Raw genomic sequence first — 12,265 nt, forward strand, 5'->3', positions numbered from 1 at the left:
CGAGTGTTCTTCACTCTCCATCGATTGTTTAGAAGAGTTCATGCAACGCTCTTTTCTCACGAGAACGCTGACTGTCATCTCGGGTGTGGCCGCAGGACTCAGCCTGGCTGCTTGCTCCACAAGTGGTGGTAGTGATGAAACAGATCAGGGCCAGCTCTCCGCAGCAGGCGCTTCCTTCCCTGCAGCCATTTACCAGCGATGGTTTCAGGGATTGTCGCCCCAAGGTGTGAATGTCAACTATCAGTCCGTGGGGTCGGGTGCTGGTGTGCGTCAATTCACGGCGGAAACCGTCGATTTCGGCGCATCCGACAAGCCGATGAAACCTGAAGCCATTGCCAAGGTGAGTCGCGGTGTGGCGCAAATCCCCATGACGGCGGGTGCGATCGCCGTGGCTTACAACAACCCCGGCTGCGAACTGTCACTCACCCAGAAACAACTGGCAGGCATTTTTCTGGGGCAGATCACGAACTACAGCGAACTCGGATGTGCCGACAAGGCGATCAATGTGGTTCACCGTTCCGATGGCTCCGGCACCACCTACAACTTCACGAAACATCTGGAAGCCATTAGCCCTGAATGGAAAAAGGATGTTGGGGCAGACAAGTCGGTCAAATGGCCAACCGGTGTGGGCGCCAAAGGCAATGAAGGTGTCTCCGCCCAGCTGAACCAAATCGCTGGAGGCATCGGTTATGTGGAATTGGCCTATGTGAAGGGTGATCTCCAGGCCGCTGCAGTGCAGAACGCTTCGGGTGAACAGGTGAAGCCCACCAATGCCACGGCCAGCGAAGCTTTGGGTTCCATTGACCTCGGCCCCGACCTGATCGGAAGCAACTCCAATCCCAAAGGGGGCTATCCGATCGTCACCTTTACCTGGGTGCTGGCCTACAAAACTGGCAACGACGACAAAACGGCACTATTGAAGAAGACCTTCAACTACATGCTTTCCGAGGAAGCACAGTCGCAGGCTCCAGAGCTGGGCTACGTTTCGCTACCACCTGAAGTTGTGAGCCAAGCCAAAGCCGCAGCCGATTCCATCAACTGAGCGTTCGCAACCTCTGGATCAACTGCGTCTGGACCAACTTGCAAATCAAAAGGGAGCGAATGCTCCCTTTTTTGCGCAGCAAAAAACCCCGTCTGATCACAGACGGGGAAGAAAATACGAGGATGTCAGACCACGTGTGATTGGCCTTAAAGAATCACTTGGATTCCGTGAATTCAGCGTCGATCACATCATCGCCGGACTCACCAGATCCAGAACCCCCTCCGGGAGTCGCGCCTGAGTCGCCACCAGGAGCAGCACCGGCTTCAGCACCAGCCTGCTGATACACAGAGGCTCCCACGGTGTAAAGCTCCTGCTGCAGTTCCTCAAGCAGGGGCTTCATCGCGTCGTAATCCTCCTTCTCAGTGGCTTCCTTGAGCTTGGTGCGCTTCTCCTCCACCTTGGTCTTGGCGTCTGCATCGACCTTGTCGCCAAGCTCCTCCATCTGCTTTTCAGCTTGATAAACGAGGGTTTCAGCCTGGTTCTTGAGATCGATGCGCTCGCGCTTCTCCTTGTCAGCACTGGCGTTGGCTTCAGCATCCTTGACCATGGTTTCCACCTCGGAGTCGCTGAGGGTGGAGGCTCCGGTGATGGAGATGGATTGCTCCTTGCCGCTGCCCTTGTCCTTGGCGGTGACGCTGAGAATGCCGTTGGCATCAATGTCGAAGGTCACTTCGATCTGAGGCACACCGCGGGGAGCAGCGGGAATGCCATCCAGACGGAAAGTTCCAAGGCTCTTGTTGTCGGACGCCATCTCGCGCTCACCCTGGAGCACGTGAATCTCAACGTTGGTCTGACCGTCGACAGCAGTGGAGTAGGTCTCAGACTTCTTGGTGGGCACCGTGGTGTTACGGGTGATCATCTTGGTCATCACACCGCCGAGGGTCTCCACACCCAGAGAAAGAGGGGTGACGTCCAGCAACAGGATGTCCTTCACTTCACCGGCGAGCACACCGCCTTGGATGGCAGCGCCCACGGCCACCACCTCATCAGGGTTCACGGTCTGGTTGGGATCCTTGCCGGTCACCCGCTTGACCAGCTCGAGCACAGCCGGAATCCGGGTGGACCCGCCCACCATCACGATCTCGTCCAGCTCACCGGAGGAGAGCTTGGCGTCCTTGAGTGACTGCTCTACAGGAACGCGACAGCGATCGATCAACTTGGAGGCCAGCTCTTCGAACTTGCCGCGAGTGAGGGTGAGGTCGAGATGCTTGGGCCCTTCAGGAGTGGCGGTGATGAAGGGCAGATTGATCTCACTCTGAGTGGCACTGGAGAGTTCAATCTTGGCTTTTTCAGCAGCTTCGGTGAGGCGCTGAAGCGCCTGCTTGTCCTGACGCAGATCGATGCCTTCGTTCGACTTGAAGGTGTCGGCAAGGTGATCAACAATCACCTTGTCGAAGTCATCACCGCCGAGGTGGGTGTCACCGGAAGTCGACAACACTTCAAAGACACCATCCCCAACCTCAAGAACCGACACGTCAAAGGTTCCACCACCGAGGTCGAACACCAGAATCCGCTCATTGCTCTTTTTATCGAGCCCGTAAGCCAGAGCCGCAGCGGTGGGCTCGTTGATGATGCGCAGCACTTCAAGGCCGGCAATCTTGCCCGCGTCCTTGGTGGCCTGACGCTGGGAATCGTTGAAGTAGGCGGGAACGGTGATCACGGCCTGGGTCACCGATTCGCCGAGGTATTTGCCGGCATCCTCTGCCAGCTTGCGCAGCACCTGAGCGGACACTTCCTCAGGAGCGAACTGCTTCTCGAGAACCGGGCACTTCACCTTCACATTGGAGCCGGCCTTCTCAACCGAGTAACTGACTTCCTTCGACTCTTCATTCACTTCATCAACCCGACGGCCGATGAAACGCTTCACGGAATAGAAGGTGTTGTCGGGATTCATGACCGCCTGGCGCTTGGCGATCTGACCCACCAGTTGATCCTGGTTCTTGGTGTAAGCCACCACCGACGGCGTGGTGCGGAAGCCCTCGGCATTGGCGATCACGGTGGGCTTGCCGCCCTCCATCACCGACACACAACTGTTGGTGGTTCCGAGATCGATGCCGACAACCTTGCCCATCCGTGCCTCCTTGCTCCGCGTAATGACTGATTAGATCTTTCGCATCTTCGGCAGAGGCAATGCCTCCAGGCGAGGTGTGGTTCCCGAACAGACCGATGACGCAGCAGGCTGGTGGAGAGGATTGCGCTTCTCCGAATGATCAGCGGAACCACAGGACTGATCGGCTTGCTGGGACAACCCGTGAGCCACTCCCTGTCACCGGTGATGCACAACGCCGCTCTGAAAGCCATGGCGCTCGATTGGCGCTACATGGCATTTCCCTGTGATGCTGACGATCTGAAGACGGTGCTCAATGGATTGCAAGCCTTGGGGTGCCGCGGCCTGAACGTGACCATTCCGCACAAGCAGCAGGTGGTGGGTCTCTGCAGAGAGCTGAGCCCCCTCGCTGAACGGCTGGGTGCCGTGAACACGCTCACACCCCTCAAAGAAGGCGGCTGGCATGGGCATAACACTGATATGGAAGGTTTTCTGGCACCACTGCAGAAACCAGCAGGGCAGTGGCAGGGTGCCGAAGCAGTCGTGCTGGGCTGCGGTGGCAGCGCCCGAGCTGTGGTGGCGGGGCTGCAGCAACTACCCCTCACCGCAATCCATGTCTCCGGCAGACGCCCTGATGCGCTGGCTGACTTTCTGAGCGACCTGCGTGCAGGCCAGGGCAGCGACAGCGCACCGCTGATCGCCATGAGCTTCGATCCGGAACCGCTCAGCAGGGTCTTGCAGCGATCGAAACTTGTGGTGAACACCACTCCTGTGGGAATGCAGGGCCATGGAGATGACAACGCCATGCCGCTCGGCCGAGATCTCTGGGCAGGTGTTGATGCATCCGTGACCCTCTACGACCTGATCTACACACCCCGACCAACGCCTTGGCTTGCATTGGGTCAACAGCGTGGCTGCCGCACCATCGATGGCCTGGAGATGCTGGTTCAGCAGGGAGCTGCGGCCCTGCGTCGATGGTCGGGGCGAGCGGATGTGCCTGTTGATCAGATGCGGGAAGGCGCTCTTCGCAGCCTGGGGGCGCATCAGGATCAGCACTCACGATCACTGAACTGAATCGAGTCACACGCTCTACGCTCGGGCCAATGTCGAGGCTGCGATGGCCATTCCCGTCTGGCAACGGTTCCTGGGTCTGCTGGTGTACGTGCTGCCATGGAGCGATGCGATTCCCTTCGGCAGCCATCTGATGGGTCAGTTCCCCTGGATGCAGTGGCTCACGCTGCCTGCATTACCTCTGGTGCTGCTCGAACGGGGCATCCCTTTCGGAAATCTGCTGGTGTTCTTCCTGCTGTTCCTGGCTGTGGTGCGCAATCCCAACGTGCCTTACTTCCTTCGCTTCAACACGCTCCAGGCCCTGCTGGTGGACATCATCGTGGTGCTGCTCGGCTACGCATTCGCCATCCTGCTGCAACCTCTCAGCAGCGGTCTGATGCTGCGAACTTTTTCGAGCACGGTGGTGGTGGCGGTGCTGGCCGTGGTGATCTTCGCTTCGATCGAATGCATCCGCGGCAGAGAACCTGATCTGCCCGGATTGAGCCAGGCAGTCCGCATGCAGCTCTACTGAGACTGTCAACCCCAAGGGGATAGGCTGTTGGATCCGTCGCTCACGCTGTGAGCCTTCAGTCCCTGTCGGATCTGTCTCCATGACCCAGCAGCCTTACTACGAGACCATGTACATCCTTCGTCCGGACATTCCGGAAGAAGAGGTCGAGTCTCATCTCACCAAATACCGAGACATCCTGGTTGAAACCGGTGCTGATGTCCTGGACAACCAGATGCGCGGCAAGCGTCGTCTGGCCTATCCGATCGCAAAGCACAAGGAAGGCATTTATGTCCAGCTGAGTCACAACGGTGATGGGCAGCAGGTTGCTGTGCTTGAGAAAGCGATGCGCCTTAGCGAGGATGTCATCCGCTACCTCACCGTCAAGCAGGACGGCCCTTTGCCGGCTCCCCGCGTGGCTCCAGGCACTGAACCCGCAGCGCAGCCTGAAACAGCCGAAGCGACCGCCTGAGGCATAGGCATTGTTGAACTGCTGACCGGGCGATACCGTTCGGTCATGCAGTCTCAGAATGCCGAGCATCAGGCACCGTTGCCTCTCTGGAACCCATCACCTGAGGTGATGGAAGCTGATCGAGAACACGAACAGCAAACCGATGCTCTGCGAGCGCGCATCGCTGAACTTGAGCAGATGATCGAGGGCTATGAGACCTTGCTGAGTGAGCTTCCAGAGCTGTTCGAGCGCAAATTTCAGCAACGCCTCGAACCACTGATGGAGCGTTACCGGCTGCTGGCCAGAGCACAGCAAATGCTGGGTGAACCTGCTCTGCCCCTGATTGAAGAGCCTTCACAACCGCTGAGCGACATCCCCATTCCGTTCCTGGAACGTTGGCGCAACAGAAAAAACAGCCATGAACGGCGATCCGAACGGAACGCCGCCTGAGTTGATCCTCGGCTTCAGAGTGCTCAGCGACGTCGAGCTGCAGACCAGAGCCGGATCGGCAACCCCCAGATGTAGATAAAACCCTCTGCTGCGCGGTGATCGAATTGATCTTCGCTGCCATAGGAGGCCATCTCAGGAACGTAGAGGCTGCTGTCGCTGGATCTGCGTCCCGTAACGATGGCATTGCCCTTGTGCAGCCGAAGGCGGACCGTGCCATTCACGTGGGTCTGAGTGCGATCCATGAATCCATCCAGAGCTTCCTTGAGCGGTCCGAACCAGAGTCCCTGATACACCAGATCCGCCCACTGCATCTCCAGTTGTCGCTTGGTGCGAAGCACATCAGCAGCCAGTGTGAGGCTCTCGAGTTCCTGATGGCCCTGGATCAGCAGGAGCAAACCAGGAGTTTCATAGATCTCTCGGCTCTTGATGCCGACCACCCGGTTTTCGATCATGTCGAGCCTGCCGATGCCGTGCATTCCGGCCAGACGGTTGGCTTCACGGATCAGCTCAACCGGAGGCAGCCGAACGCCGTCAATGCTCACAGGGTTACCTGCCTCAAAGCCGATTTCAATCTCCTGAGGCTGAGAAGGCGCCGCATCCACGGACACGCTCATCGCAAACACCTCCTCCGGAGGCGCCACCATCGGATCCTCAAGCGGACCCGCCTCCACGCTGCGGCCCAACAGGTTGAGGTCGATTGAATAAGGAGATTTCTTGCTCACCGGAGCGGGGATCCCACAACGCTCGCCATAGGCGATGGTCTGCTCACGACTCATCCCCCATTCACGGGCAGGAGTGAGCACCTTCAGATCAGGAGCCAGAGCAGCAATCGCCACATCAAAGCGCACCTGATCGTTTCCCTTGCCGGTGCACCCATGAGCCACGGCATCGGCGCCAACCTCCCGCGCCACCTCCACCAAACGTCTGGCGATCAGCGGACGCGCCAGTGCTGTGGACAGCGGATACCGGCCCTCGTACAAAGCATTGGCTCGGATCGCTGGAAAAGCGAACTCCTCGATGAAGGGTTGAATCAGGTCACCAACCAGGGACTGACTGGCACCGGCGTCCAGGGCCTTGAGGCGAATCGGCTCCAGCTCATCGCCCTGACCGAGGTCTGCAGCGAAGGTGATCACCTCGTCGACACCCCACTCCTGCTTGAGATAGGGAATGCAGACACTGGTGTCCACACCTCCGGAATACGCGAGCACAACCTTCTTGGCGCGTCCCATCAAGCGGACTCCTGTTCTTTAGCGGAACTATTCCGATTCTCCACTCCCACGGGACGACCACAGCAACCATCCGGCCATCAGCCCTGAGGGCACAAACAGCAGAGCCAGAACAGGGAGGACACTGGGCTGCAGAGGTTGTGGGTGCTGCTGTCCCCAGAAGCGCAGCAGAGCACTGATCAGCAGTGAGATCCCCCAGACGGCAGCGAAGATCGACGCTTTCTTCAATAGCTGGAGATGCGCAGTCTTCTATGATGGAGGATTGGCTCTGAAGATCTTGTCCTCAGATCTCACGGACTTGAGCGCCCTTGACAACGTCAATCCGGCCCTGACCCGCTACGGACGCAAAGAGCCTGCCCCGGTGCTGCCTCTTCGCGAAGAGCCTGATCTGCTGAGCTGGCTTGAAACCAGCGGCCGCCTGGTGGAGGACGAAGAGTCCAGTTCACCCGAAGTGAGCACGGTGGAAGAGGAGGAGCTCTCCGCTCTGATGGGAGAAAAAGAGGACTACAAGGCTGACGAAGAGAACGAAGAAAACTGGGAAGACTGATCTAAGGTCCCTGCGATTCGTCTTCGGGACTTGAGCGCTTCTGCGGACCGATCCAACCGTCACGACGGCCGTGCTCCAGCTGCTGTGTTGATCACGGTGGTGATGATTACGGCCTACGCGTCAGACCGCTGGATTCCCAACAGCCTGCTGAGCCTGCCACTGCTCGCAGCCACTCTTGTCTCTGCGGTTGTGACCTGGTGGGGAACTCCACAACTGCGGGCTTTGAAAATGGGCCAGGTGATCCGGACCGAGGGGCCTCAGGCACATCAATGCAAATCCGGAACACCAACGATGGGTGGCCTTCTTGTGATCCCGGTTGGAGTGATTGTGGGATGCCTGATCAGCTGGGAAGGACGCAGCGCGGATCAGTTGCTGGCTGTTGGTCTGGTCACACTGGCCTACATGGTGATTGGTGGCATCGATGACTGGAGCAGCCTGACCAAACGCACCAATACCGGCCTGAAACCCAGAGGAAAAATCCTGTTGCAAAGTGCAGCAGCCATGGTGTTTCTGGGCTGGTCAGCCTGGCAGGGATGGATCCCTGACGCGGTAGGTCTGCCCCTGGGGATGGTGATTCCTTTGGGCTGGCTGATCTGGCCACTGGGTCTGTTTGTCTTCCTCGCGGAAAGCAACGCCACCAATCTCACCGACGGGCTGGACGGCCTCGCCTCAGGCTGCGGGGCCCTCGTGTTCACAGGTCTGGGATTGCAGTTGATGTTGCGCGGCAACGAGGGTGACCCTGCACTGGCAGCGTTCTGCATGGCAATGGCCGGTTGCTGGCTCGGCTTTCTGATTCACAACCGCAACCCGGCACGGGTGTTTATGGGAGATACGGGGTCGCTAGCCATGGGGGCTTCACTGAGTGCCGTGGCGTTGCTGTCCAACAGCCTCTGGCCGCTGCTGGTGATGGGGGGCGTCTTTCTGGCTGAATCGCTGTCGGTGATCATCCAGGTGTGGGTGTTCAAAGCGACCAAAGGAGAGGATGGTGTGGGGCGCCGGGTGTTGCGAATGGCCCCGCTCCACCACCATTTCGAACTGGGTGGATCGCCAGAGCAGATCGTGGTGCCGATGTTCTGGCTTGCGACAGCTGGACTGGTCATTCTGGGTATTGTGCTTCGCCCCACCTGAGCCAGCCGACAATGAGTTACTTCACGTGGAAAGAGGCAGGTCTGACCGCCGACTGCGCCAGCCTTGAGTCGATGGCCTCCCGTTTCGAGGAAGCCGCCAGCCTGATGCGCCGCATGGCCGACAAGGGGTTCGTGCTGGAACAGCGCAATGGCGCGCAACACATCACCCACAAGGATGCTGAGATCTTCCAGTCGTGGGGGTTTGTGAACGAGGAACCAGCGGAGCGCCAACTGACCCTGATGCATGACCTCGAACCCTGAGGCTGATGGATCTCAGATTCTTGTGCGAAAGGCTCCAACCAACCAGACGATGACAAAGGCCAGCAGCGATGCACCCAGGTAGATCAGAGCCCATTTCTGCACTGTGGCGATCTCCCAACCGAAGATCAGCCCATCAGCGGCATCTCCCGCCGTCGAGAATCCGACGGGAGTGAAGCTCAGTGATGGAAGCATCAGGCGTGGAGCGAGGATCAGTCCATGCTGCCCTGAAAAGGTCATGACGACGTTTCCCGCCACCGTGATGCTGCTGGGCAGTGGTGAACTGGGTAAAGAGGTGGCCATTGCAGCCCAGCGCCTGGGCTGCAGGGTGATCGCCTGCGATCGCTATGCGGGGGCACCGGCCATGCAGGTGGCAGATCAGGCGGAGGTGCTGCCGATGACCGAGCCTCAGGCACTGCTGGAGGTGGTGCGGCGCCACAGTCCCAGCGTGGTGATTCCAGAGATTGAAGCTCTAGCGGTGAATGCACTGGCCGAACTGGAGGAAGAGGGCATCACCGTGATCCCCACGGCCCGCGCCACTGCCGTCACGATGAACCGTGATCGAATCCGCAACCTGGCAGCAGCGGAGCTTGGGCTGCGCACCGCTCGCTTCGCCTATGCGGCCAGTGCCGAAGACCTGCACAACGCTGCAGCACCGTTGGGGTGGCCGGTGGTTGTGAAACCGGTGATGAGCTCGTCCGGGAAGGGGCAGAGCGTGGTGAACGACGCCGAAGGGCTTGATCAGGCCTGGGAGGCGGCCATGGTTAACGCGCGTGGCACCTCCAACCAGGTGATCGTGGAAGAGTTTCTGCGTTTTGATCAGGAGATCACACTGCTCACCATCCGCCAGCGAGACGGATCCACCCTGTTCTGTCCGCCGATCGGACATGAACAGGCCAATGGTGACTATCAATGCAGCTGGCAGCCCGCTCAACTGAGCGAAGAGCAGTTGCAACAGGCGCAGACGATGGCCCGCACGGTGACGGACAACCTGGGAGGGGCCGGTCTTTTCGGAGTGGAGTTCTTTCTCTGCGGGGGCGAGGTGATTTTTTCAGAGCTGTCCCCTCGTCCCCATGACACGGGTCTGGTCACTCTGATCAGCCAGAACCTGAGTGAGTTTGAACTGCATCTGAGGGCTGTGCTTGGTTTGCCGATCCCCACGATCCGTTGTGCCACAGCGGCTGCCAGCAGAGTGATCCTTGCGGACCGCCATGGCAGCCAGGTCAGCTTCAGCGGCCTGGAGTCAGCCCTGAGCGAATCAGACACCAAAGTGTTGTTGTTCGGAAAAGCGGAGGCCCGCCCAGGCCGGAGGATGGGTGTGGCTCTGGCTTGCGGAGACCACCGAGCTGATGCTCAGGCCAAGGCCGATCGCAGCGCTGGTGCTGTGACGCTTCAGATCGAGGGCTAATCCAGACGGGACTTTGCACTGAGGAAGCGGTAGTGCTGAAGACCTTCCAAGACGCCCATCAGACACGACCGATTGGCGAAATAAACCCGTTGTTGATGGCGACAGCCATCGAGACATGGGTCATGGTCGGCAGTCACCACAGCAGCGGGCAGACCTTGGACCAGCTCCACATCCCCCTGCTGACTGGCCACCACCAGAATGTGTTCCAGAGGCAATCCCCAGCGCAGTGAAAGGAAGCGAATCGCCTCGCTCAGAGAAGCCCGCATCGGAAGCACATCAAGGAACCAGTGACAGCGCAATTGGGGCCTTGCAGGCAGGCTGCTCTGACGCAAACGTTGGCGGATGAGAGGCAACACGGAAGGGCCCGGTTGCTCGAGCAGATAACTGATCTTGAACGGGCCCTGGTGCTCGGGTTTCTGCAGTTTGATGTGATCTCCAAGATCGGACAGGGTCCGCTCCACTAAGTCGCGTTGCCAATCAACGCTGATCTGAGCCTGCCAGAAGCGATCCGTCTGCTCCTCCTGGCCGTAGTGAATCTGAGTGCCCGCCTGGGTGATCCAGACCTGCGGATCAGGAAGATGAAGCTCTGCAAAACGCTGCCGGGCCGCACTGAGAGGCCGTCCAGTGGTGATGCCGAAGCCTGTACGGGCAGCTTGAGCGGACGGTGCCATCAGCTGTTGCCGCAGACTCTGCAGTGCCTTGTCCTCGGGCTGCTCAAGACTGCTGTCGAGATCCAGCAGCAGCAGACGGGAGCCAAATGGACTGAGGCCGGAGGGCGTGGCGAGCAGCTGTGAAGAAACCGTCCGCGTGCTCGAACGCTTGAGGCGCTCCTGCATCTGAGCCAGGTAACCGCAGACATGGGCATCCCAGCTGTAATAGCGACTGACAGCTTCCACGCCGTTATCACTCCAGCGACGCCAGCGCTCGCCATCAGCGCCAGCTCGCTCCAAGCCATCCTGGAGCGATTCCCGGTCGGTCACATCCACGAGCAGGCCATTGTCACAACGGCTGAGGATTTCCCGGGGGCCGCCATCATCCGTGGCGACCATTGGCAGGCCCGACGACGCAGCCTCCAGCAGCGTGAGGCCGAACGGTTCGGTGAGTGCGGGATTCACGAACAAACCGCGCTGGGCCGCGGCCCAGCGGTACATGGCCGGGACCTGATCGCGACGATGGTGCTTGGGATAGGCCACGGAGCCGTAGAGGTCCACCTGATCAAAGATCTGCTGAAACACCTCCCGCTGCTGACGCTCCATCTGGCGGGAATCGTCGCGATTGCCGAGCACGAGAACCAGATTGTGGCGTTGACGAAGCACAGAGGATCGACCGAAGGCTTCAACGAGCGCAGGAATGTTTTTGCGCCGATCTGCACGACAGATGGCCAGCAGAGGTGGACGCTCAGGCTCCCTCAGAAAAGAGCTCAGCAGACCGGACACCTCGCTGAGCTCCTCCGAGTTGGGGTGTGGATGAAAACGTTGGCTGTCGACTCCTGGCGGCACAACCTGGGCGCGATCCGGATTGAAACATCCGTAACGGGCGTATTGCTCATCGCGCTCCTGCCGCGTGCTGGTGATCACTAGATCGGCATGGGCAAGAGCCAGTTCCTCTGCATCAATGCGCCGACTGATCGAATAATTCTGCTCGATCTGTTCATGGTCTCCTCCTGCCGCAAGCAGGCGTCGCAATTTCTCACGCCCCAGGGAGTGACCCGTGAAAGCGAGTGGAATTCCCAGACGGCGACTGACCAGAGCCCCCACATAGCCGGCATCTGCGTAATGGGCATGGATCCAGTCGGGCCTGTTGTGCTCCACCCGGTAATGACGAACCAGTTGATCAGCCAGCTCATCAAGATGGGGCCAGAGTTGCTCCTTGCGCAGATACCTGCGTGGCCCGAAGCTGAAACGGCGGATCGATGCAGCAGGTGCAATCGGTTCGTGCGCTCTTGAATAGTCGAGAGAAACCCGGCGGTCCTGAATCAGACGCGTGACAACCTCGACCTGGGCCACCTCGGCACGGTTGGCAAGGCTTCGTGCCAGCTCCAAAACGTAGAGGGTCTGGCCTCCGGTATCTGCATCACGGCCAAGCTCCAGATCCTGCGAACGGAACAAGCCATGGAGATGAAGTTGCAGCAGCTTCAGTCCCACTGGACCT

At 59.3% G+C, this 12,265-nt stretch carries 14 protein-coding genes; 9 read left to right on the forward strand and 5 right to left on the reverse strand.

The window, feature by feature from the left end; genetic code table 11:
• Positions 1–40: 40 nt before the first annotated feature.
• Positions 41–1,042, forward strand: a complete 1,002-nt coding sequence (gene pstS / locus SIB73_RS12435) for a phosphate ABC transporter substrate-binding protein PstS (protein ID WP_413404678.1) — start codon at positions 41–43, stop codon at positions 1,040–1,042.
• Between the two features lie 154 nt (positions 1,043–1,196).
• Here the strand turns inward: pstS and dnaK are convergent, their stop codons facing one another.
• Positions 1,197–3,113, reverse strand: coding sequence for a molecular chaperone DnaK (dnaK, locus tag SIB73_RS12440; RefSeq protein ID WP_114990650.1), 1,917 nt, complete (start codon positions 3,111–3,113; stop codon positions 1,197–1,199).
• A gap of 135 nt (positions 3,114–3,248) precedes the next feature.
• On the opposite strand from dnaK, the gene SIB73_RS12445 reads away from it, so the two are divergent.
• The 4 genes from SIB73_RS12445 to SIB73_RS12460 all read left to right on the forward strand — a co-directional run bounded on the left by SIB73_RS12445 (position 3,249) and on the right by SIB73_RS12460 (position 5,548).
• A complete protein-coding gene (locus SIB73_RS12445) occupies positions 3,249–4,163 on the forward strand; it encodes a shikimate dehydrogenase (RefSeq protein WP_413406192.1) in 915 nt (304 codons plus the stop codon).
• A gap of 43 nt (positions 4,164–4,206) precedes the next feature.
• A complete protein-coding gene (locus SIB73_RS12450) occupies positions 4,207–4,671 on the forward strand; it encodes a Tic20 family protein (RefSeq protein WP_413404675.1) in 465 nt (154 codons plus the stop codon).
• A 79-nt stretch (positions 4,672–4,750) separates the two neighbouring features.
• On the forward strand, positions 4,751–5,119 hold the full coding sequence (gene rpsF / locus SIB73_RS12455; protein ID WP_413404673.1) for a 30S ribosomal protein S6: 369 nt from the start codon (positions 4,751–4,753) through the stop codon (positions 5,117–5,119).
• Positions 5,120–5,164: 45 nt separating this feature from the next.
• The gene (locus SIB73_RS12460) at positions 5,165–5,548 is read left to right on the forward strand and encodes a hypothetical protein (RefSeq protein WP_413404672.1); all 384 of its coding nucleotides are present in this window, start codon (positions 5,165–5,167) and stop codon (positions 5,546–5,548) included.
• 23 nt (positions 5,549–5,571) lie between these two features.
• On the opposite strand, the gene SIB73_RS12465 is transcribed toward SIB73_RS12460, so the two are convergent.
• Both SIB73_RS12465 and SIB73_RS12470 read right to left on the reverse strand, forming a co-directional pair.
• Positions 5,572–6,777, reverse strand: coding sequence for an argininosuccinate synthase (locus SIB73_RS12465; RefSeq protein ID WP_413404670.1), 1,206 nt, complete (start codon positions 6,775–6,777; stop codon positions 5,572–5,574).
• 27 nt (positions 6,778–6,804) lie between these two features.
• Positions 6,805–7,002, reverse strand: coding sequence for a hypothetical protein (locus SIB73_RS12470; RefSeq protein WP_413404668.1), 198 nt, complete (start codon positions 7,000–7,002; stop codon positions 6,805–6,807).
• Between the two features lie 70 nt (positions 7,003–7,072).
• On the opposite strand from SIB73_RS12470, the gene SIB73_RS12475 reads away from it, so the two are divergent.
• From SIB73_RS12475 to SIB73_RS12485, 3 genes are all read left to right on the forward strand, one after another.
• Positions 7,073–7,321 carry a DUF3134 domain-containing protein gene (locus SIB73_RS12475; RefSeq protein WP_413404666.1) on the forward strand — a complete coding sequence of 83 codons (249 nt, stop codon included), beginning with the start codon at positions 7,073–7,075 and terminating at the stop codon, positions 7,319–7,321.
• Positions 7,322–7,423: 102 nt separating this feature from the next.
• Positions 7,424–8,449, forward strand: a complete 1,026-nt coding sequence (mraY, locus tag SIB73_RS12480; protein ID WP_413406190.1) for a phospho-N-acetylmuramoyl-pentapeptide-transferase — start codon at positions 7,424–7,426, stop codon at positions 8,447–8,449.
• A gap of 11 nt (positions 8,450–8,460) precedes the next feature.
• Complete coding sequence (locus SIB73_RS12485; protein ID WP_413404664.1) at positions 8,461–8,709, forward strand: hypothetical protein; 249 nt, start codon at positions 8,461–8,463, stop codon at positions 8,707–8,709.
• Between the two features lie 12 nt (positions 8,710–8,721).
• Here SIB73_RS12485 and SIB73_RS12490 read toward each other — a convergent pair whose 3' ends face one another.
• Positions 8,722–8,946 (reverse strand): cytochrome B6, encoded by a 225-nt coding sequence (locus SIB73_RS12490; RefSeq protein WP_413404662.1) that lies wholly within the window; start codon positions 8,944–8,946, stop codon positions 8,722–8,724.
• On the opposite strand from SIB73_RS12490, the gene purT reads away from it, so the two are divergent.
• Positions 8,945–10,114 (forward strand): formate-dependent phosphoribosylglycinamide formyltransferase, encoded by a 1,170-nt coding sequence (gene purT / locus SIB73_RS12495; protein ID WP_413404660.1) that lies wholly within the window; start codon positions 8,945–8,947, stop codon positions 10,112–10,114. The genes SIB73_RS12490 and purT overlap by 2 nt on opposite strands.
• On the opposite strand, the gene SIB73_RS12500 is transcribed toward purT, so the two are convergent.
• Positions 10,111–12,258, reverse strand: coding sequence for an HAD family hydrolase (locus SIB73_RS12500; protein ID WP_413404658.1), 2,148 nt, complete (start codon positions 12,256–12,258; stop codon positions 10,111–10,113). The two genes, purT and SIB73_RS12500, sit on opposite strands and share 4 nt — an antisense overlap.
• Positions 12,259–12,265 lie beyond the last annotated feature (7 nt).

Origin of the sequence: Synechococcus sp. MIT S9509 (genome assembly GCF_047303035.1) — a bacterium.
Classification (GTDB): Bacteria; Cyanobacteriota; Cyanobacteriia; order PCC-6307; family Cyanobiaceae; genus Synechococcus_C.

What these genes read in the sequence shown, in the direction of transcription:
- SIB73_RS12485 (WP_413404664.1), top strand. Translation starts at nt 8,461, where the DNA reads ATGAGTTACTTCACGTGGAAAGAGGCAGGTCTGACCGCCGACTGCGCC.
- rpsF (WP_413404673.1), top strand. Translation starts at nt 4,751, where the DNA reads ATGACCCAGCAGCCTTACTACGAGACCATGTACATCCTTCGTCCGGAC.
- mraY (WP_413406190.1), top strand. Translation starts at nt 7,424, where the DNA reads ATGATTACGGCCTACGCGTCAGACCGCTGGATTCCCAACAGCCTGCTG.
- SIB73_RS12460 (WP_413404672.1), top strand. Translation starts at nt 5,165, where the DNA reads ATGCAGTCTCAGAATGCCGAGCATCAGGCACCGTTGCCTCTCTGGAAC.
- pstS (WP_413404678.1), top strand. Translation starts at nt 41, where the DNA reads ATGCAACGCTCTTTTCTCACGAGAACGCTGACTGTCATCTCGGGTGTG.
- purT (WP_413404660.1), top strand. Translation starts at nt 8,945, where the DNA reads ATGACGACGTTTCCCGCCACCGTGATGCTGCTGGGCAGTGGTGAACTG.
- dnaK (WP_114990650.1), bottom strand. Translation starts at nt 3,113, where the DNA reads ATGGGCAAGGTTGTCGGCATCGATCTCGGAACCACCAACAGTTGTGTG.
- SIB73_RS12465 (WP_413404670.1), bottom strand. Translation starts at nt 6,777, where the DNA reads ATGGGACGCGCCAAGAAGGTTGTGCTCGCGTATTCCGGAGGTGTGGAC.
- SIB73_RS12490 (WP_413404662.1), bottom strand. Translation starts at nt 8,946, where the DNA reads ATGACCTTTTCAGGGCAGCATGGACTGATCCTCGCTCCACGCCTGATG.
- SIB73_RS12445 (WP_413406192.1), top strand. Translation starts at nt 3,249, where the DNA reads ATGATCAGCGGAACCACAGGACTGATCGGCTTGCTGGGACAACCCGTG.
- SIB73_RS12450 (WP_413404675.1), top strand. Translation starts at nt 4,207, where the DNA reads ATGGCCATTCCCGTCTGGCAACGGTTCCTGGGTCTGCTGGTGTACGTG.